Source organism: Bradyrhizobium sp. 137, assembly GCF_023074095.1.
Lineage (GTDB): Bacteria > Pseudomonadota > Alphaproteobacteria > Rhizobiales > Xanthobacteraceae > Bradyrhizobium.
In genome coordinates this window covers 20317-38479 of record NZ_JADPKU010000102.1, presented here as the reverse complement: position 1 = coordinate 38479, position 18163 = coordinate 20317, and the positions used below count along the sequence as shown (strand labels likewise).

Genomic DNA, 18163 nt, shown 5'->3' with positions numbered 1-18163 from the left:
AATGAGGCCGGCAAATTATCAATCGATCGTGGGGCGGTATGCGGCTGAACTACTGGACCTTGGGGGTGTGGATAGTTTTGCGATCAGCCATGGGATGGATCGGGACAGCCAAGTCGCGGCGGAAAACCTGCGCCTGCGCGCCGCCCTTCGCGGCTTGGTCGACGCTTTCAAGCCGTTCACGGTGAAGCCTATGGGCGGCCCGGGCAGCGCGGTTCAGTTGGATGAGGAAGCGGAGATCAAGGCGCACGTCGACGCGGTCGCCTTATTGCGTTCCGCCGACGTTCACGCCGGAAAGTAGTTTCCAGAAAGGTGAAAAACGTTTCCGGAACGGCATTGCGATTGCTGCCGAAAGTCTGGGGACTGAACCGCGAACATGCCGATCCATTTCATGCACTGTGCCGGGATCGCGGCGGTCGTCGTCGAAGCCGACGGGACGATCGTCGCGGTCGACGACGTCAGCGCGCAAAGCAGCCAAGCTCTCCAAGATCATGCAGCCGTGCTGATCCGTTTAGAACCGACGACGATCGGTGGCGTCATGGCACTGACCAGCTAAGTCGCCGGCCTGAGGCAGTGGCAGGTGCCGGCGGACGACGGCTGGCATCAAATTCTTCTCGGCACGTTGGCGGACGCGCTCGACGGCATCCTTAAGAATGGCCGGCGGGCATCACTGCCGCCGGCCATCGCTTCGCGCTGCCTTTGGGCTGGGGGTAATCAGGCGGCGCTTGACGGCAAGCCTGCCGACCACCGATTAACAACCCGCTAACCAATTCTGGCAGGCTCTGGTTATTTCGCGGGCAACAACGCGGCGGGCCTGTGCTGCTGCTCGCTCTTCGTTGAGTGCGAACGGCGCGGGAGCTGCGGGACCGAAGCGGTCCACAGCCTTACTGTTGATGGGCTGACAACTGCGATAATCCTGATAAAGCGAGCAGCCGAGTAGGTAGCGCTATGCCATCCATCGGAGAGTAAAGATGACGTCGCAAGGTACGGAGACAAGTGAACCCATAACGGTACAGAAGGCCATGTGTTCACAATGCGGGGGTGAACGGAATTGCGATACTAAGGGCAGTATGGTCGAAAGCTGGGATGATGCCGGCGGAATGGTCTGGGGGCAGACCACATGGTCCATCTTACAATGCAGGGGGTGTGAGCACGTCTTTTGTCAAACGGTCAAAGTCTTCTCTGAGGACTATAATCACGAATGGGATGCTGCGACCCAGCAAGATGTCTTGGTCTACGACGAGAAGATAGCCTATTGGCCTGCCATCTCTAAGCGCAAGTCACCGGACTGGTTCGGCCCAATCGGATTTATCGGCGCTCATGATCGCTTGTATGACGCGATGAGAGAGCTGTATGTCGCGCTTGATAACGACCTAGTTCGATTGGCATCCGCGGGCGTGAGGACTGTTTTTGACATTGCGTCCGAACTACTCGGTGTGAATGCCGATCTGACATTCAAAGAAAAGCTTGATGAACTGGTCGCATCAAGTCGTATCAACGCCGTCGATCGCGAACGCTTAGAGGCTTTGACGGAGGCTGGCAGCGCCTCAATGCATCGTGGCTGGGTCCCAACGCCGTCCCATTTGTCAACGATGGTTGATATCCTAGAGCACTTCGTTCATCGAACTTTCGTTGCGCCTGCGCTGGAGGCGAAACTTACTGAAAAAGCGCCACTCTACGTCAAACTGTGCCGGCCCGAAAGCCACGCCGAAAAGCGAAAAAGAAGTAGGCATGGGCCGGGATCGGTTTGCGAGAGGGCCGGATTGTCTTTTGCGCCTTTACCGGCTCAATGGCCGAGCAAAAGTGATCACGAGACCACCCCCGTCCCTTGTGAAGGCCTGACATTCTACCGTCGCAACGTGGAGATACACGCTGGCCAATTCGTTCTTATCCTTCAAAGCAGCGCGGTGACACCGATGCGCCGCCGCCTCCAGTGTGGTCGGATCGATGCCGGTGACGGCGTTTCCCGCCGTTGCAGCAAGAGTGAACCATTCGTTCGGCGGAAAGCCGCTCGCGTCCCAGTTCAGTGAGACGTAGGTCACGAACTTGGGGTCGCAGATCAGGACCATGTCGGGGCGCTTGAAGAAAACGCTGCCGCCGGACGGTGAGAAGTGATCGAAATGCGTATTCGTTCGCTCGATGATCCGCGCCGTTATTTCCTTGCATTCGGGGGTTTCGGCCGAGCGCTCGCCGGCCTTAACGGCGTTGACGGCGATCAATACCAGAAATGCTGAACAAAGAAGGGCGGCTGATGACTTAGAACTCATCTCGGATCACATCAAAAATCGTCAAGCTGAGCAATTGGCCATCGCTCAGTCGCCGGCTTTCCGTCTTCCCAGAATTTGTAGAGAATGCCCTCCCACATGACGAAAACGGATCGGAATTTTTCACGTGCAGCCGAGGTGCTCTCGCGGATGATTGGCAGACCTTCGGCTGTGTAGGCACCGTAGCAGCTAAGATTTAAGTAGATCACCAGACTGACGTCGGAGGAATAATCTTTCGCTACTTTCTTTGTGACGACACGATCTAGGGCCGCCGGAATAGCCTCAAACCTCCTCCGCCAGTTCTCGACCGGGTCGGGTTCCAGAGAAGGGAGATCGATCTCGTCACCGCGCCGACGCCCGTCCATATCAGCTTCTGTTACCTCAAATTGCTGGTTCGTCTGCATGTCGGTCTGCACTTCGAAGTCGGGCCGCGCGTGTGGCACGAGCCGCACTAGTCGCGATGAAAGCGCGTTCGCGACCTTGCCAGCTATCCAAGCGTCACGCAGGAACGCCAACCCTCCTTGGCGAAAGAAAATATGACGAGGAAGAGGTCGTATGATCGCGTCGACACGACTGCGGAACGCGCCGGGGACCATCCATTCTGAAAGCTCAGCCTTCCAACAGTCGAGAGTTGTCTTAGGTACTCGATCTATCTCGCTGTCGCTCATTTTCAACCTGAGGAGTTCACGCCTGAGGGGCGCCTCTGACCGCGGCGCGACCATCAACAATGCGAAGTAGGTGGTTCGCAAGAAGGACGATCTCCATCGCTTCGTTGGGATCATTCAGGTCCACGTCTCGGTGTGAGTGTGGATTTTTGTACGATCCAATTGCGCCGGCAAACAGCGCCGATCTTGCTAGCCGCTCGCTTTTTTCAACCGACTTGTCTGTCAGAGGGCCGGTCTCTTCGTGGAAAGCGCGCCGCATTAAATCCGTGCCGAGATCAGCCGCCGAAAAATCGCCGGCCTCGCGGACGTAAACCTCAACTGCTTTCATCGCCTGAAAGACAGCTACATCGTACTCGCCGCGCAGATAGGCAGACCACACGGATTGGGCGATCCGGGGGTGCAACTTCTCCCTTTCGATCCGACGAGAACGCGCGAACGTAGTGACGTCAGACGGCGAAGCCATGATTTCGGCGCGACGGCTAAAGCGCTTCCAGCCGTGGCTTCCGTTCGTCCCTGAAGCTGGGACTAACAGCCCTTGCACCTCAAGCCAATTCCAAGCCTCAGCTATCGCCAATTCGATCTGATCCTGCCTGGATCGATCAGCGTACGAGCCTGAATGGGGATGGTGGTTGAACAAGCCACTCAGGAAGTTCGTTGCATGGACATTTCCGTTTTGCCGCTGCGCCGAAAGGGCGATCAGAAGATAGCTTGCCAGTTCCTCGGCCTCTAGGCTGAGTAGATAGTCGACGTCAGGGAGTAATTGAGGAAGTGAGGTCATCTTACGCTGAGGCTCAATTCGAGGGGCAACTTAGCAGCGCTGGCTGCTTATTTTTGCAAGCCCAATCGTGGTAGGCCGCCCAACCCTGGGCGGCTGCGCCGATCGCGCCGAAGATCGTGAAGATAGCAACTACAATGGCGAACGCGGATTGGCCGCGGGTCAGATCAACTCGACGCCCAATGATTTCGACCGGCTTTCCATTCCAGTGCAAACGCCCGTCGTTGTCGATGCCAAGACCGTTCGTTTCGGAAAGCGCGATAGGTCTAACGCCCTTTGGCCACTGGCTCTTGTCGATCGTCTGAAGGGGCACGCGTTCCAGTTCGGCTTCTCGCTCCGCGTTTTGGCGCCGCGTTCTTTCGTCGTCTGTTTCCAACTTCTCGCCTTTCTTCTTTTCGCGCGCACCTGACCGGGTGAGGCCCCCTTTCACCACGGCAGCCACGGCTTCGTCTGCTTGTCGGTGAACTTCAGATAAGGCCCGAAGGCGACCGTCAGCTGCGCGGGCTGTTGGGCCAGCCGCAGTTCGATCTGGTATTTCTGATCGATCAGCGCATCTCGGTTAGCCGTTGCAAGATCAGCAAGCATCGCATCGGAGTAGGTTAGGCAAAAAGCGAAGTCCCGATGCAGGGAGTTCAAGTAATCTTGGACGTCGCTGCCGAATAGGAAACGCGCGCCAGCTTTCGCGGTCAGCAAGTCGTTGAAGTTTTGACCGGTGACCTTTCCGCTCGATTGGAACGCTCCGACGGCCCGTTCAACCATTTCAACCACCTTCAGCCGGCGGTCGAAAAGATCAAGCATCAGCTTCCGGCGAGCCGTGACAAATTGGAAGTAGGCAATCGCCGCGCCGGCGATGGCAACGATCGTCGTGATAATGCCTAACCCGAACGTCATGCTTCTGTAGCTCGCGCCACCACTGCGCAGCCGCGTTTCAATGCCACCTCGAATAGTTGCTTCAGGCCCGGGTCGGCAAGGACGGCATCGCCCGGCAGGAAGTCATCCACGATCTGCCAATCGAAGCCGCTGCCAGGTTCTGGCAGCTTCGTCGGATCAAGCACGTACGCAGCGCGTCCGGTGCCTTCACCAAAAGCGCCCCGTTCCACGAATTTTTGAAGTCGGTTCATTCTGTTCCTCTAAACGTCGGCGCGGCCCGACAGCTGAAGCATTCGCTCGATTTCTTCGTTCGTCAGATCGTCGACGGTGGGAGCGGCGCGCCGGCCGCGCCGCTGGTGGGAGATGTCATCATCGATCCAGAGATGGAGGATGAAGTGGTGGTTCGGGCAAAGGAACTCGTGCTCGTGGTCAGCGGCGGGAAAGCCACGGTCGAACTGTTCCCCCAATGGTACGACATGGTGAGCCTGAGCGATGGACTGAAACTTGCCGCAAACAAAGCAGGCCTCGCGACGCCTAGGTTCGAAGGCCATTCGGGCAGCAGCAATCCACGCGCGTTTCCGATTGGCGTACTCGATCAGATCGGCGGTCCCAAGGCGATGGGTCATGGTTCTGATGCCGCGGGCCGCGCGGCGAGAAGCTTCAGCGCGATCGGTTCGACGTCTTCGCGCCAGTAGTCATCACCGTTCGGAAGGACGCTTCCCAGCATGCCGGAAGAGTAGACGGCTGGCTCCGGGCGGCCGGGATAGGCCGTCCAGCGGGCGTTGGTCGGGGTATGGGTCACCCCGTTTTCGTCGACCCGAAACTGATCTTCTGTGACCCGCGTCCGCGCCATGACTTGCCCCCCGGTTGCAGGCACCGATACTACACGCGATACCGCGAACCGGGCATGCTCCCGGTGCCGTTTTCCACGTCAAATCTCAGGGACCGGCTGGGGGGCTTCAATACGACCCGACGCCGGCGCTCGCGGCCGTCAGCGGACTACCTGAACAAGTTCATCGCCCTTCCAACCCCGACGATCCAGAGACCGGCCCACATCAGCGAGGTGATCGCAATTAGTGGAATGAACACGACGAAGACAGCGACCTTTGCGAGCCGTCTGGGATACAAACTCGCGTAGACCGCAGCATTCTTGGTGATGAAGATCGGCCACAGCAGAAGCGTGAGGATCGAACTCAAGACCCGCTTTGTCAGTTTGAGCCCCAGTGCATCTGTTGGATCACGTTCAACGGCGGCCGGCCCCTATCGGGGGCGTCCGGGGACTGGTCGTCCTTCGTCGGGACCGAATACAGCTTTTGAACCCACCGGATCGATGTACTGTCCGGTGTCGTCACGTACAGCTGTAGGCAGAGGATGTAGCTGTCGTTCTGTTCTCCCTTGCTCCGCCGAAACCGGAGTGCGTTGCCGTCCTTCACCCAAGGATAACGCTCCACCACGTTCGCGTGCACAGGCAAAATGTCTCCCGGCTTTACGACGATCTGGGTCGGGTTGAAGACGATCGATTTGGCGAAGCGGCCATCGCATCCAGTCTTAGGATCGGTGACCAGCACCAATTCTCCATAGATTTCGGTGATGACCGCCGCGCGGTTTCCCGAATTGATGAACGTGAATTGCTGATCCTGATCCAGCAGCAAATCGCCCTTATCGGGCCGCACTGCCAGCGTGCCGTCGACAACGACCCGGATGTCGTCGCGTTGGATTAGCAGCGTGCGGTAGGCCGTGAACCCGGTGATGCACAGGGATATCACCGCAATTGCCCAACCAGCCCAATCGAGCCAGTGCTTCTTTGGCTTGCCTTCCGATGCCTCACGCCTGCGATCGTGCCAAGCCAGCCAGTCTTCGGCGAAGCCGATCGTCATTTGCGTCGTGCCGATCGTAACCGTGCCGGCAGGGCCGGCGTCGGTTTGCGTCAGCCTATTGCGGACGTTCAGGGGACTTTGCGTTTCCAGTTCTTCGAACCAGCGTCTGGCTTCGTCCGGCTGCGCCGGCGACCATCGCGACGCTTCATAGGGAAAGCGATCAGCCTTCATCGAACTCCAACCTTCGGTATCCGGTCGCCGGAACTTCCCGTTTACCGGCGCTTCAAGCAATCGTTGCGCCCAACCAGCGGCGAGAACAGAACTCGCCCGTCCGCGCCCTTGTAGAAATACTGCACCTCACCGCCCAACCCGACGAACGCTGCGAGTGCTTCCATGCTGCACACCGAATTTCGCGTGTACTCTTCCACCTGCGCAGCCCAGTCTTGCATGGTTATGCCACGCGCCGTCGCCGTCGCCTCTGCTTCGGCAGCGGATGAACTCATTGCAGCCACGTAGACGAGGCGCGGTCCCGCAGCCGCCACCGACACTATGGTGAGGTTCGCGCTGGCTTTCATCGGCAGTGTCGGTGCCACCGCGGCTTGTGCCGATCGCGCGTAGTCGCAAACGTTGGTCTTGGTGTATTGGGAGAAGCACTCAGGGCCGTCTTCTGCCGCAAAGGCCGTTGAACAGGGCATCAAGGCGAGTGCTGCCGCGGTCAGAACGGCGGCCGGAACTGTCGTTCGCATTGGACTGGCGCGCCTTCCTTTCAGGGTTGGTGCTGCTCAACAATACCCGCAGCGTCGCTGTCCGGGCATGCTCCCGACACCATTATCCCCGCCCAAATCTCCGCTAGCGTCCGGAAGATGTTGGTAGCTCCGTTGGTAGACGGGCAATTCGAGAATAGACTTTACAATAAAATTCAATGCCTTAGATCGATTTAGCAATCCCCTCAGCCGCACCAGCTTTTGCCGCACGGCTCTCACCTCGAATTCTTCGGCGCGCTGCTTTGCTGGAAGTGCTCGGCGTCAGCGATCTTCACCCACACATGCTTCGCCTGCTCGAACACCGATCTGACGGGAGCGGGGTAGTTCGGGTCCGCGATCGCACCGACGGCAACGGCGATCATCGCGGGTAGATTGTCGGCTTTCCAATAGACCGTCGAACCGCAGTCGGTGCAGAAATAGCTGCGGACCTTGCCACCGCTTGCGGCAGCGCGGACGAACTCCTTCGGCGTCCCTGAGAACGTGACGGCGTCAGCTGGATAGAAGGCGCCGACGCCGAACGGCGCGCCGGTTCGGCGCTGGCAGTCGGTGCAGTGACAGGCAACGACGAGACGCGACGGCCCCGGAAGCGACAGCGCAAGCGCGCCACAACTGCATCTGGCATCAATCATCGAAAACGCTCCTCCGTGGCAAGGCAGACACGATCAGGCAATTGATCCAGCTGCCAGAGCCCGAGGCTCTTGTCGCGCCAGCCGCCACCGCCCTCCTCGCAACGCTCGCTGATCAGCGCGTGCGGCGCCGGCCAGTCGAACGGCGGCTTCTCCATGTTCAGCGCCCGCCAGTCGCCATCCTCGCAATCGCGATTTGCCTCCCATTCCGGAAAGGTGGTGGCGAGCAGGAAGCGCGCGCCGCTCATCTGAAATTGCGCGAGGGCGCGATCGATATTCGCAAAGCTCAGATGCACCAGACAGTCCCGGCAGAGAATGACATCCGCACGCGGCAGTGCATCGCGCGTGATGTCGGCAACGAGAAACCGGCCCGACGACCCGCCTGCCACACGCCGGCGGTTGGCCTCGATCAGCGACGGCACGATGTCGATGCCGGTGTAATCGACATCGAGCGTCATGCGGCTGATCCAGCCGGCATCGCCGCAGGGCGCGTCGAGCAGCGAGCGGGCACCGAGGCGTTGCAGCAGTGGAGGAAGCCCCTCTCGGATCGCGGCGGTCGCTGGGTCCTCAGAGCCGAGGCCGGAGACGGAAGTTGGCGCGCCCCAAAGGTTGGTCCGCTCGATGCGTTCGAACCGGGCGGCGAGATCGAGGTCCGCGAAATTCTCGCGGTCGGCGAGGAAACGTTGTTGGGCGAGCACGGGAGGACGGTGGGCGGTCATCGGGTGAGCCTCTAGGCAAGTCGGAAGCCCAGTGTACAGGCGATTCGAGCCTCCGGAATCGCAGCGTGCCATCCGATCTGATCGTTAGCGTTGGGCAGAGTCGGAGACGCTGATCCGATGGGGGTCGGAACCAAAGCCGTGCGTCGCTCGTTCTCGACCCATGCGGATCAGGGAAGAAAATCGAAACATATTTTTGCTGGCGAGCGTGACGCTGTGCTGTGGCGTCGTGGCCGGCACAGTTGCGCTGTTCGAACCGGCGCCAGCACCGACTCCTGCAAAGCAGGTGGCCGAGCGGATGGCAATCGACGCCACCGCTCCGACACCGGTTCGGGTGGTCGGCGCACCCTTCGAGCCCAACGTCAATCCGCGCCAGCGATAACCATCACGTCGGCGATGCCTCCGTGCCCTTCTCGGGCCGGCCATGGGCCCGCGCCAATTCCTCGACGAACGCGATCACCTCCGCCCGCTTGTCGGGCGGCAGCGACAGGAACGCGCGGACGAGCCTTAAGCCCTCCGCTTCGTCCACCCGTTCGTCTTCGTCATTCATCCGACCAATGTCGGGCGATCGGGAAAAATATGCAATCCCTTTCAAACGACCTTGATTCGGCGCGGCCGCTTTGCTGGAATGGAGCGCGGCAGAGGTGGATCATGAAGTGGATCAGGGAACGCGACGCACTGATCGCGCAGACACTGGCCTTCGTTCAATCGGTGACGGGCAAAAAGGATGATTTCCTTCAGCCGGCCGCGCTGTCGGATTCGCCGGCGGCGACCGTCGAGACCGCCCCGGTCGAGATCGGACCGCTCCAGCCCGCTCCGCAGGCTCAGTTCGTCAAGCTCCCGCCGGCACGGACAAGCGGCGATTTTCGCAGCGAGATGCAGGCCCGGATCGCCAATTTCCGCAAGCATCAGGAGCGGTTCGCGCGCGAGCGCGAGGAGTATTGCGCGGCCACCCTGAGCAAATTGCGCGCCGCCATGAGCGACGCCTCCCCCCGCCCACCGGCCGAAAAGTAGGGCCGGCGCTCCAATCGGGGCTTACAGCCAGGACCACACCAGCCAGAGATTGGCCGCGCAGGCGCCAAACAGCGCCAACGTCAGGGGCAGGAGCATGTGCCCGCAGGAGGTTTTCAGGTCGCTCGTCATGGCCGAAAACATCCGCTGATTCCAGCCGGAGAGTCCCAGGGATTCTTTTTTTACGGATTCAGGACTCGTTTACGACTCAGGACACGAACTGCCCGATCACGGCGCCGTGATCGACCAGCCGGCCGGAACCCGTTCCGCGCAAAGTCGTTAACGGGCTTTCCTGGAGCGGGAAGAATGCCCTACGCCCTGTTCTGCAACGACGCCCAGATCAGCAAGGCCTATCCGAGCGAGTCCGACGTCTGGAAACTCGCGCAGCGAAGTGGTCTCGTCGTGGACGTGACCGCGGACGACGAGCGGCCGGGACCGCGCCGGGTGCTCGACAATGACTACGAGATCGCGCCCTGCCAGGCAGCCCAGGGCGAGGACCCCGCCAAGAACAAAGCTGAGGCCGAGCAGCAGTCGAGGATGGAGCTTGAGCTGAACACTTGAGGTCCGGAGCTCCGGGGCGGGAAACCTGAGCGAAGGCTCAGGGCGTCGCGGTCGCGAGAGACGCCTGCTCGCCCGCCAGGGCCACGCAGGCCTTCCGGCGATGCAGCCCGCGGATCGCGCCGGTGACCTTCAGCACCTTGCCCGACGGACAGGAAGCGTCCTTGACGAAGGCCACCTCGTAGGGCGCCAGCATCAGAGGCTCGGATTTAAGGATTGTCTGTGCAGAGCACGGCAAGCAGATGACGCACGCGAGCACCCCTGCCGACACCAAGATACGCATGTTCGTCGTCCCACCAGCCCGGCAATTCTCATATAACGCGTTCCGGAGCGCGAGTTCCGTAAGCGGCAAAAATTATTTTTGCTTTACCCCGCGGCCATGACGCGCGTGAGAAGACGCGCGCCGGAACGTTTGCTTGCAAGCGATGCGCCAGATGGTTGACGCAAACCGAACAACAGGCCGGCGAGCAAGAGGCGGGCAAACGAAAGGCCGGCGGGAAAGCCGGCCTTGTCAGATCGCGTCGTTGGCAGAGGTCAGTAGCGCGACGCCGACGGACCGCCCCAGCCGAACCGGTAGTTCACGCCGACCTTGACGGTATGTTCATCCTCCCGGCCGCGGACGCCGACGATATCGGCTGGGCCGGAGGTGAAGGTGGTGCTGCCAAAGTTGTAATACTGATACTCGGCCTTGGCCGACCAGCTCGGCGCGAACATGTATTCGAGGCCGGCGCCGACGGTGTAGCCGTCCTTGCTGTTGCCGGTGGTGGTGAAGGCCTGCGGCACCCCGGCGATGTTCACGCCAAGGCCGTTATTGCGCCAGGCATAACCGCCCTTGGCGTAGAGCAGCGTCGGTCCCCAGGTGTAGCCGATGCGACCGGTCACCGACCCGAGCTGGTCGGTGTTGGACGTCACCTGCGTGCCCAGCGGGAACGTGACGCCGTTGTTGTTGGTCGGCAGCCAGGAATACTGGGCCTCGATACCCACCACCCAATTGGGCGCGAACTGGTAGTCGAAGCCGCCCTGCACGCCGCCGAGGAAGCGGGCATCGCTCGACTGGAAGCCATTGTCACCGGCAAAGGCGCCGCCGACATGGCCGCCGATGTAGAAACCTGTCCAGTTGTAGATCACCTGTGGCGGCGTATAGGCCGGTGCCTTGGTGTAAGGGCGCGGCTGCATGTCGGCTGCAGCGGCTGGCGCGGCCAGCGCCAGCAGCGCGACTGCACCGAGCAAAATCGTTTTCATGATCATCCCCGTTCTCTCAAATTCGACCCTCAGCAAACAACGTGGCGTGAATTTGGTTGCTTCGCGGCGATGCCGGAACGTTGATCGTTCGTTACTGTGACGGGTTGGCAACAACGCGATTTTGTTCCGTCACGTCCCTTGCGCCGGCCGTTCTCGTCGTCGGCGCAGGGCGAGCCGTAACGATTTGTCGCGAGACGAAACCGCCCGTTCAAAGCTCGCCAAGATGTGATCCAGCGGCTCCGGCGCGGTCTGTCCTATCATGAGGCGATGAAGGCGGGCTTTGCGCTACCGCGTCATCTTTTCCAGTTCCGGAAAGGGTGCGTAAACCGCACCGGCACAGAGCTCGCTCGTCCGATCGATAACGCGGTCGCTCCGCCCGTTGACGAAAATCACGGCGCGCTCGCGCATGCCCTTGTAGCTGCCATCGGTCTCGCGCGGGGTGAAATGCAGGCAGCTCACGTAGAACTGGCGCCCGCCAACTTCGCGCAGCACCGGATCGGCCATGCTGGCGTCGCGCACCCCGACCGGGTTGTTCAGATAGCTGCGCATCAAGGCCAGCGTGTCGCTGCGGAAGTTGTCGGGAAACGGCTGCGGCCCTCCGGCCTGGGTCCCGCCCATCAGCGTTGGACGGTCACCGTCGCTGCCGAAGCATGCCGCAAGCGCCAACGGCAACGCCATGATCACTGCATATCTCGCCAATCGCCCCACAGGCACCGCTCTCCGCTCGATCAGACTCGGAGGTGTTCTAGCCCCAAGCTTCCACGAACCCAAGCCTGCATGATCTAAGCTTGCACAAAGGGAATTCGCTTGCAGCGGCGCAAACGGCGCGCCGGTCCGCCGCCGACACCTCGGGCTTTCGCACGAGGCATGGCGAACGGACCGGGCCTGAACTCCGCACGCGGCGGCGGGGCAATGCCAGGGATGCCGCCGCGCGGGATCAGTGGTCAGTTGCGCTTGTCCGATGTCGCCGGCTTGGTCACGTCCGGCTGCGCCTTCAGCGATTCCTTGGCCGTGACCTGCTTGTGGTGATGGCGATGCTTGCGCACGGACTTGTGCTCGTCGGGCGTGGCGGCGGCGTTGGCGTTCATCGCGTTCGACTTGGTGTCCACCTTGGCATTCGCCTTGACGTCGGAAGCCTTCGTGTCGGGCTTGACGCCCGCATCCGATTTGACCGCAGTATCCGCCGCCTTGGTCTGGCTCTGGTCCGCCTTGATCACCGGCGCGGTCGTGGTGGTCTTGCCCGCCTCGGCGGCGAAAGCCGGGGCTGCGATCACGGAGGCTGCGAGCAAGGCTGCGGAAATGGTCTTCAACATGGTTGGTCTCCTCTGGGAAGGATCTTGAGGCGGCGCCCTCTCGTCACCCCTTCGATCGTAAGTCCGAGCCTAGAGAGCAGCCACTGAACCCAGTCTGAAGCCCATTGCGGGCTCCCGTTCATCTCGATGACAAGTTTGTCATCTGCGCCGGGACGAATAGATCGTGCGAAGCGGGAATGTTTTTGCCCCATGGGTGTTCCGGTCTTCGGGCAATCGTGTAGGATCGCCACGTTTCATACGGGAGAACATCAATGCGCAGACTCTCAACGCTTCTGGTGCCGGGACTGGTCTCGATGGCGCTGGCGGCCGGGCCGACGCTGACCAGCGCCTATGCCGCCGGCAGCGATGAACCTTCGCCGCCGCCGAAGTCGGACACTTCGACCAAAAAAGGCAAGAAGAAGAGCTCATCCGTCAGCGATCCCAAATTCGTGGCGGCCTATCGCGCCGCCTACACTGCGATCTACGACCGTCACGACTACAACGGCGCGATCGACCAACTGAAGTCGCTCAAGCGCGACGACGTTGCCGATGTCGCGAACCTGATCGGCTACTCCTATCGCAAGCTCGGCGATTACCAGTCGTCGAAGGCCTATTACGAGCTGGCGCTGAAGGACGATCCGAACCACGTCCGCACCTGGCAGTATTACGGCCTCTGGCAGCTCGAGCAGGGCAACCGCGAACAGGCGCAGTACCACCTGAACAAGATCGCCTCGCTCGCCGGCACCGACAGCTCCGAATATCGCTCGCTCGCCGCCGCGCTCGACAGGCCTACCGGCGCGACGCTGGTCTACTAAGACATCACTATTTGAATGAAGCGAGCGCGCACAACCTTGGGGTTGTGCCCGTTCCACTTTCTCGGCTAGCCTTGCGCAGCATCCCTCGCAATTGGTGTGCAATGGATACGTGGCTGCGATCCGCGATCGACTACATCGGCTCCTGGATCGAATTCCAACAGAGGACATTCCAACAGCCCGGCGTCATCATCGCCTTTGCCCATCGCGGCGAGGTCGTCGCCGAGCACGCATTCGGCCTTGCCAATCTCGACACCGGCGAGAAGCTCACTCCGCGGCACCGCTTCCGCATTGCCTCGCACTCGAAGAGCTTCACCTCCGCCGGCATCATGAAGCTGCGCGAGCAGCGCAAGCTCCGACTCGACGATCCGATCCGTCAATACGTCGGCGGCCTGCATCCGCGCGTGGCAGAGACGACGATCGCGCAGGTGCTCTCGCACAGCGCGGGACTGACGCGTGACGGCGCCGATTCAGGCCAGTTCATCGATAGCCGGCCCTATCTCGATGCGAAGGAGCTGCTCGCGGAATTGAAGCTGCCGGCCGCAATCGAGCCCGGCACCCGCTTCAAATATTCCAATCATGGCTTTGGCCTGATCGGCCTCGTCATCGAAGCCGTGACCAAGGAGCCCTACCCTGTCTGGATCAAGCGCGAAATCGTCGAACCCGTGGGCTTGCGTGAGACCGAACCGGATGCGCCGCTTGCCAAGAGCACGCCGTTCGCGCGCGGCCATACCCGAAAGCTGCCGCTCGGCGAGCGCTGCGTAATCCCCGGCGACAATCCCGCGCACGCCATGGCGTCCGCGGCGGGCTTCGTCGCGACCGCCGGCGATACCGCCCGTTTCTTCGCGCAGCTCGCGCCCAATGCGAAGAAGAGCGTTCTCTCGGTCGCGAGCCGCCGCGAGATGACGCGACACCACTGGCGCATCCCGCAGAGCTTCGAGGGCTATTACGGGTTAGGCGTCAACGCCGGCAAGACCGACGGCTGGGACTGGTTCGGCCATGGCGGCGGCTTCCAGGGTTACATCTCCCGGACCTGCTCCATCCCCGCTTGCGAGCTCGCGATCAGCATCCTCAGCAATTCCATTGACGGCGCGGCGCCATTCTGGATGGACGGCTCGATGCAGATCCTGCGCGCGTTCAAGACACGCGGCGCGCCCGACCGGCGCGTGCGCGACTGGACCGGCCGGTGGTGGACGATCTGGGGAGCCACAGATCTCGTGCCGGCGGGCAACCGCGTGCTCGTCGCCAACCCGCAGTTCAACAACCCATTCATGGATGCCGCCGAGATCGAGGTCACCGGCCGCGACAGGGGCAAGCTCGCCTGGGCCGCCGGTTACTCCAGCCATGGCGAGCCGGTCCGCCGCGTCCGGGACAAGCGCGGCAAGGTGAGCGACATCTGGATCGCCGGTGCCAACGTCAAGCCTGCAAGCGTCGTGGCGCGCGAGATCGCGCGCCGGTATCCGCCACGCAAGCGGCGGCCTACTCGCGGATAAGCGCCTCGACCTCACTGCGCATCGACTGCCGCGAACCGTCGCGCGAATAAAACATGTGGCCGCCGGGATAGACGACGAATTTCACGCGTTGCGTAACGAAGGCCGGTAACTGGTCGAGCACGCGCTTCGATCCGAAATAGGGCGTGGCGAGATCGAACAGGCCGTGCGCGACCAGCAGGTTCAGCTTTGCATCGGTGGCGAGAATCTGGCGCAGTTCCGACACCGATTGCGGCGGGTTGAGGCCGCGGCCGAAATCCCAGTGGCCCTCGACGCTGCCGTTCAGGACTTCATAGGAGCCGTCCGGCCGCCAGTTGAGCTTGCGTGTCAACACGTCGACCGCGGCACTCGTCAGCGGCGCCTGGAGTGCATCGCCCGAGGGGTCGCCGAAGCGGGAGCTGCTGGAATCCGGGTAGGGATCGAAGCCGCGCACGGAGCCGTCGTAGCGTCCCGTCACCTTGCCGTTCTTGCGATCGAACTCGCGGCGGAATTCACCGACGTCGAGCCGGCCGGCGAGCCTGCGGCTCACCGCCTGGTCGATGCCGGTGAGCTCGGCGACTTTGTCGGCCAGCCGGTTGGTCGCCTCCTTGTCCGCCTCGCCCTTGACGAGGTCAGCCAGGAATTCGCCGCGCGCGTAGGCCTCGACGTCGGCGAGATCGGCGCGCGTGACCGGTGCCTTGGCTTCGCGCGCCACCGCGACATAGCTCGGCAGCGTCGCGACATATTGCAGCAAGCTCGTGCCGGCGAACTCGCGGAAGTCGAACAGCGGCGAGACCAGGATCAATCCCCTGACGCCGACTCCATGCTGCAGCTGCAACTGGCGCACCACCTTCGGTCCGCGAATCCCGCCATAGCTTTCGCCTGCTACGTATTTCGGCGAGATCAGCCGGTCGTGCTTCTCGAGCCAGCGGCGGATCACCAGCGCGATCGAATTGGCGTCGCCGTCGACGGAATAGAAGGACTTGCGCGCGTCCTCGCCGCTGGCGACGAAGCGGCTGTAGCCGGTGCTGACGGGATCGATGAAGACGAGATCGGTGAAGTCGAGCCATGTCTCCGCGTTCGGCTTCACCTCGGGCGAGGCGGACGGCGACAGGGCTTCGCCATCGAGCGGCAGCCGCCACGGCCCCGCGGCGCCGAACTGGAGCCATGCCGAAGATGCGCCGGGCCCACCGTTGAACAGGAAGGTCACGGGGCGCGTCGCGCGATCGGCACCGTCGAGCTCATAGGAGGTCACGGCGATGTCGGCCAGCGGGTCGCCCTTGCCGTCGAACACGCGGATCGAGCCGGCGGTCGCGGCGAAGTTGAGAGTGCGGCCAGGCAGATCGAGCGTCTGCTTCGTGGTGGAGTCCGGCGGCAGACGATGCAGCTCGGCCGCCGACGGCGAACCAGGCGCAGAGCTTTGCGCGCCACCGCCACGCCCGCCTTTCTGTCCGGCCGGCGATGTCGTCTCGGAGCGCGGCTGCGGCGGATCCTCCGCGCGCGCCCATCCTGCGAAGGCGAAAGCCGACACCGCCATCACCAGCATCGCGTGGCGGAGCGCCGGCAAACTCAATACCATGATCGTTCTCCGTGCCCGGCTCTGAAGGCCGGTGCGCACCGATCATTAGCCAGGAATTGCGACGGTTTGGGGGATCATGGGTTCGGCGGCGCATGGAGAGGTCTTTCGGGCCCGAAGCGCTCCCGTTTCGTCCTGAATCGGGATGGGGCAATCCCCCGTTTGCCTTGAAAGGCGGTCCTCCTCGACAATCCAGGCCCAGGTCGTATAGACGAGCCCGGCGGAACTTACTCGAGCCAGCGGCACCTGCCCGGGAAGCCATGACCAAACCCTCGCGATACGACCGGATCGCCTTCGTCGCCAGCCCGAGCAGCGAGGCGCAGGCCGCCTTCGGCCAGCTCACCCGGGATTATGGCAATTACGACCCCAGGGAAGCCGATGTCGTCGTCGCGCTCGGCGGCGACGGCTTGATGCTCCAGACGCTGCACCGGAACATGCACACGGGAAAGCCGATCTACGGCATGCACCGCGGCACGGTCGGCTTCCTGATGAACGAATACTCGACGCACGATCTGCGCACGCGGCTCGAGGCGGCGCATGAATCCGAAATCCATCCGCTCTTAATGCGCGCGACCGACGTCAACGACCGCGTCCACCTGCACCACGCCATCAACGAGGTCGCACTGTTCCGGCAAACCTACCAGGCCGCACGCTTAAGGATTCTGATCGACGAGCGCGAGCGCATGGCCGAGCTGATCGCCGACGGCATCATGGTGGCGACGCCGGCCGGCTCTACCGCCTACAACCTCTCCGCCCAAGGGCCGATCCTGCCGATCAACGCCGCGCTGCTCGCGCTGACGCCGATCAGCGCCTTCCGCCCGCGCCGGTGGCGCGGCGCGCTGCTGCCCAACACGGCCTATGTCGTGATCGAGGTGCTCGAGGGCGACAAGCGCCCCGTGGCGGCGGTCGCCGATCATGACGAGGTGCGCGACGTTCGCCGTGTCGAGGTCCTCTCCGACAAGACCATCTCGATGCGCATGCTGTTCGACCCCGGCCACAGCCTGGAAGAGCGGATCCTGCGCGAACAGTTCGGCTACTGAGCCGCCGGCCCGCCCCTCTCAAAAGGCCGATCGCAACCCTTCGTTAACCCCCGCCACGATATGGTTAACGAAGGTTGACCGCTTTGGCCCGGGCGTCATGTTCCGTATCGACTTCAACAAGCTGCGCTTCCTCGTCTGCGACGACAATCCGCACATGCGCCGCATCCTGCGGACGCTGCTGCATTCGTTCGGCGCACGCGAAGTCTACGAGGCCGAGGATGGCGCCACGGCGCTGGAAATGTACAGCCATTACGTGCCCGACATCGTCATCACCGATTGGGCGATGCCGATCTTCGACGGGCTCGAGCTCGCGCAAATGATCCGGCAGCCCGAATCCAAGGGCAACCCCTACGCGCCGATCATCATGCTGACCGGCCATTCCGAGAAGCGCCGCGTCACGGTCGCGCGCGATGCCGGCGTCACCGAATTCCTGGCCAAGCCGATCTCGGCCAAGGGACTCTACCAGCGCATCCTCAACGTGGTTGCCAATCCCCGCCCCTTCATCAAGACCAAGACCTATTTCGGCCCGGACCGGCGCCGTAACACCAACTCTGCCTATATGGGCCCGGAGCGTCGCGTCGGCGAAAAGCACGAGGTGCTCCAGCAGCCCTCGCTGCTCGACAAGGCCCGCTCCTCCATCTAGCGCAGCGTCTCACACGAGGCAGGCAT

General features: G+C 62.2%; 26 protein-coding genes. 10 read left to right on the top strand and 16 right to left on the bottom strand.

Annotation, left to right across the window (positions count from 1 at the left end; genetic code table 11):
- Position 1 precedes the first annotated feature (1 nt).
- A complete protein-coding gene (locus IVA78_RS27420) occupies positions 2–298 on the top strand; it encodes a hypothetical protein (protein ID WP_247468724.1) in 297 nt (98 codons plus the stop codon).
- Between the two features lie 75 nt (positions 299–373).
- On the top strand, positions 374–553 hold the full coding sequence (locus IVA78_RS27415) for a hypothetical protein (protein WP_247280907.1): 180 nt from the start codon (positions 374–376) through the stop codon (positions 551–553).
- A gap of 1222 nt (positions 554–1775) precedes the next feature.
- On the opposite strand, the gene IVA78_RS27410 is transcribed toward IVA78_RS27415, so the two are convergent.
- The 5 genes from IVA78_RS27410 to IVA78_RS27390 are packed head-to-tail and all read right to left on the bottom strand — an operon-like array spanning position 1776 to position 4592.
- The gene (locus IVA78_RS27410; RefSeq protein ID WP_247468723.1) at positions 1776–2216 is read right to left on the bottom strand and encodes a hypothetical protein; all 441 of its coding nucleotides are present in this window, start codon (positions 2214–2216) and stop codon (positions 1776–1778) included.
- Between the two features lie 59 nt (positions 2217–2275).
- A complete protein-coding gene (locus IVA78_RS27405) occupies positions 2276–2929 on the bottom strand; it encodes a hypothetical protein (RefSeq protein ID WP_247280904.1) in 654 nt (217 codons plus the stop codon).
- A 16-nt stretch (positions 2930–2945) separates the two neighbouring features.
- Positions 2946–3704, bottom strand: a complete 759-nt coding sequence (locus IVA78_RS27400) for a TIGR02391 family protein (protein WP_247280903.1) — start codon at positions 3702–3704, stop codon at positions 2946–2948.
- Positions 3705–3717: 13 nt separating this feature from the next.
- Complete coding sequence (locus tag IVA78_RS27395) at positions 3718–4143, bottom strand: hypothetical protein (protein WP_247280902.1); 426 nt, start codon at positions 4141–4143, stop codon at positions 3718–3720.
- Complete coding sequence (locus IVA78_RS27390) at positions 4128–4592, bottom strand: hypothetical protein (RefSeq protein ID WP_247280901.1); 465 nt, start codon at positions 4590–4592, stop codon at positions 4128–4130. Before IVA78_RS27390 ends, IVA78_RS27395 begins: the two co-directional genes overlap by 16 nt.
- A 56-nt stretch (positions 4593–4648) precedes the next feature.
- On the opposite strand from IVA78_RS27390, the gene IVA78_RS27385 reads away from it, so the two are divergent.
- A complete protein-coding gene (locus IVA78_RS27385; RefSeq protein ID WP_247280900.1) occupies positions 4649–5266 on the top strand; it encodes a hypothetical protein in 618 nt (205 codons plus the stop codon).
- Positions 5267–5570: 304 nt separating this feature from the next.
- On the opposite strand, the gene IVA78_RS27380 is transcribed toward IVA78_RS27385, so the two are convergent.
- The 5 genes from IVA78_RS27380 to IVA78_RS27360 form a co-directional block, all read right to left on the bottom strand.
- Positions 5571–5768 (bottom strand): hypothetical protein, encoded by a 198-nt coding sequence (locus IVA78_RS27380; protein ID WP_247280899.1) that lies wholly within the window; start codon positions 5766–5768, stop codon positions 5571–5573.
- Between the two features lie 11 nt (positions 5769–5779).
- Positions 5780–6619 carry a hypothetical protein gene (locus tag IVA78_RS27375; protein WP_247468722.1) on the bottom strand — a complete coding sequence of 280 codons (840 nt, stop codon included), beginning with the start codon at positions 6617–6619 and terminating at the stop codon, positions 5780–5782.
- 41 nt (positions 6620–6660) lie between these two features.
- Entirely contained in the window at positions 6661–7134 is a 474-nt protein-coding gene (locus IVA78_RS27370) for a hypothetical protein (protein ID WP_247418139.1), read from the bottom strand.
- A gap of 233 nt (positions 7135–7367) precedes the next feature.
- Entirely contained in the window at positions 7368–7781 is a 414-nt protein-coding gene (locus IVA78_RS27365) for a GFA family protein (protein WP_247280896.1), read from the bottom strand.
- Positions 7778–8497 (bottom strand): class I SAM-dependent methyltransferase, encoded by a 720-nt coding sequence (locus IVA78_RS27360; protein ID WP_247468719.1) that lies wholly within the window; start codon positions 8495–8497, stop codon positions 7778–7780. The genes IVA78_RS27365 and IVA78_RS27360 overlap by 4 nt, the downstream gene beginning before the upstream one ends.
- A gap of 160 nt (positions 8498–8657) precedes the next feature.
- Between IVA78_RS27360 and IVA78_RS27355 the strand changes: the two genes are divergently transcribed.
- Positions 8658–8876, top strand: coding sequence for a hypothetical protein (locus IVA78_RS27355; RefSeq protein ID WP_247280894.1), 219 nt, complete (start codon positions 8658–8660; stop codon positions 8874–8876).
- A gap of 3 nt (positions 8877–8879) precedes the next feature.
- Here the strand turns inward: IVA78_RS27355 and IVA78_RS27350 are convergent, their stop codons facing one another.
- Positions 8880–9044, bottom strand: coding sequence for a hypothetical protein (locus IVA78_RS27350; protein WP_247280893.1), 165 nt, complete (start codon positions 9042–9044; stop codon positions 8880–8882).
- A 101-nt stretch (positions 9045–9145) separates the two neighbouring features.
- On the opposite strand from IVA78_RS27350, the gene IVA78_RS27345 reads away from it, so the two are divergent.
- Both IVA78_RS27345 and IVA78_RS27340 read left to right on the top strand, forming a co-directional pair.
- On the top strand, positions 9146–9508 hold the full coding sequence (locus tag IVA78_RS27345; protein WP_247280892.1) for a hypothetical protein: 363 nt from the start codon (positions 9146–9148) through the stop codon (positions 9506–9508).
- A gap of 303 nt (positions 9509–9811) precedes the next feature.
- A complete protein-coding gene (locus IVA78_RS27340) occupies positions 9812–10066 on the top strand; it encodes a hypothetical protein (RefSeq protein WP_247280891.1) in 255 nt (84 codons plus the stop codon).
- Between the two features lie 37 nt (positions 10067–10103).
- On the opposite strand, the gene IVA78_RS34655 is transcribed toward IVA78_RS27340, so the two are convergent.
- From IVA78_RS34655 to IVA78_RS27320, 4 genes are all read right to left on the bottom strand, one after another.
- A complete protein-coding gene (locus IVA78_RS34655; protein ID WP_346015482.1) occupies positions 10104–10346 on the bottom strand; it encodes a hypothetical protein in 243 nt (80 codons plus the stop codon).
- A 251-nt stretch (positions 10347–10597) separates the two neighbouring features.
- Positions 10598–11305 carry an outer membrane protein gene (locus IVA78_RS27330; RefSeq protein WP_247280890.1) on the bottom strand — a complete coding sequence of 236 codons (708 nt, stop codon included), beginning with the start codon at positions 11303–11305 and terminating at the stop codon, positions 10598–10600.
- Positions 11306–11590: 285 nt separating this feature from the next.
- Entirely contained in the window at positions 11591–11986 is a 396-nt protein-coding gene (locus tag IVA78_RS27325) for a hypothetical protein (protein WP_247280958.1), read from the bottom strand.
- A gap of 263 nt (positions 11987–12249) precedes the next feature.
- Positions 12250–12618 carry a hypothetical protein gene (locus IVA78_RS27320; protein WP_247280889.1) on the bottom strand — a complete coding sequence of 123 codons (369 nt, stop codon included), beginning with the start codon at positions 12616–12618 and terminating at the stop codon, positions 12250–12252.
- Positions 12619–12869: 251 nt separating this feature from the next.
- Here IVA78_RS27320 and IVA78_RS27315 point away from each other — a divergent pair, with 251 nt between their 5' ends.
- Together IVA78_RS27315 and IVA78_RS27310 are read left to right on the top strand one after the other, a co-directional pair.
- Entirely contained in the window at positions 12870–13412 is a 543-nt protein-coding gene (locus tag IVA78_RS27315; RefSeq protein ID WP_247280888.1) for a tetratricopeptide repeat protein, read from the top strand.
- A gap of 101 nt (positions 13413–13513) precedes the next feature.
- On the top strand, positions 13514–14902 hold the full coding sequence (locus IVA78_RS27310; protein ID WP_247468717.1) for a serine hydrolase domain-containing protein: 1389 nt from the start codon (positions 13514–13516) through the stop codon (positions 14900–14902).
- Here the strand turns inward: IVA78_RS27310 and IVA78_RS27305 are convergent.
- Positions 14889–16457, bottom strand: a complete 1569-nt coding sequence (locus IVA78_RS27305; protein ID WP_247280886.1) for a peptidase S10 — start codon at positions 16455–16457, stop codon at positions 14889–14891. The two genes, IVA78_RS27310 and IVA78_RS27305, sit on opposite strands and share 14 nt — an antisense overlap.
- Positions 16458–16714: 257 nt before the next feature.
- Between IVA78_RS27305 and IVA78_RS27300 the strand changes: the two genes are divergently transcribed.
- Both IVA78_RS27300 and IVA78_RS27295 read left to right on the top strand, forming a co-directional pair.
- The gene (locus tag IVA78_RS27300) at positions 16715–17494 is read left to right on the top strand and encodes an NAD kinase (RefSeq protein WP_247280885.1); all 780 of its coding nucleotides are present in this window, start codon (positions 16715–16717) and stop codon (positions 17492–17494) included.
- 97 nt (positions 17495–17591) lie between these two features.
- Positions 17592–18137: a response regulator gene (locus IVA78_RS27295; protein ID WP_008549760.1), complete on the top strand. Its 546-nt coding sequence runs from the start codon at positions 17592–17594 to the stop codon at positions 18135–18137.
- Positions 18138–18163 lie beyond the last annotated feature (26 nt).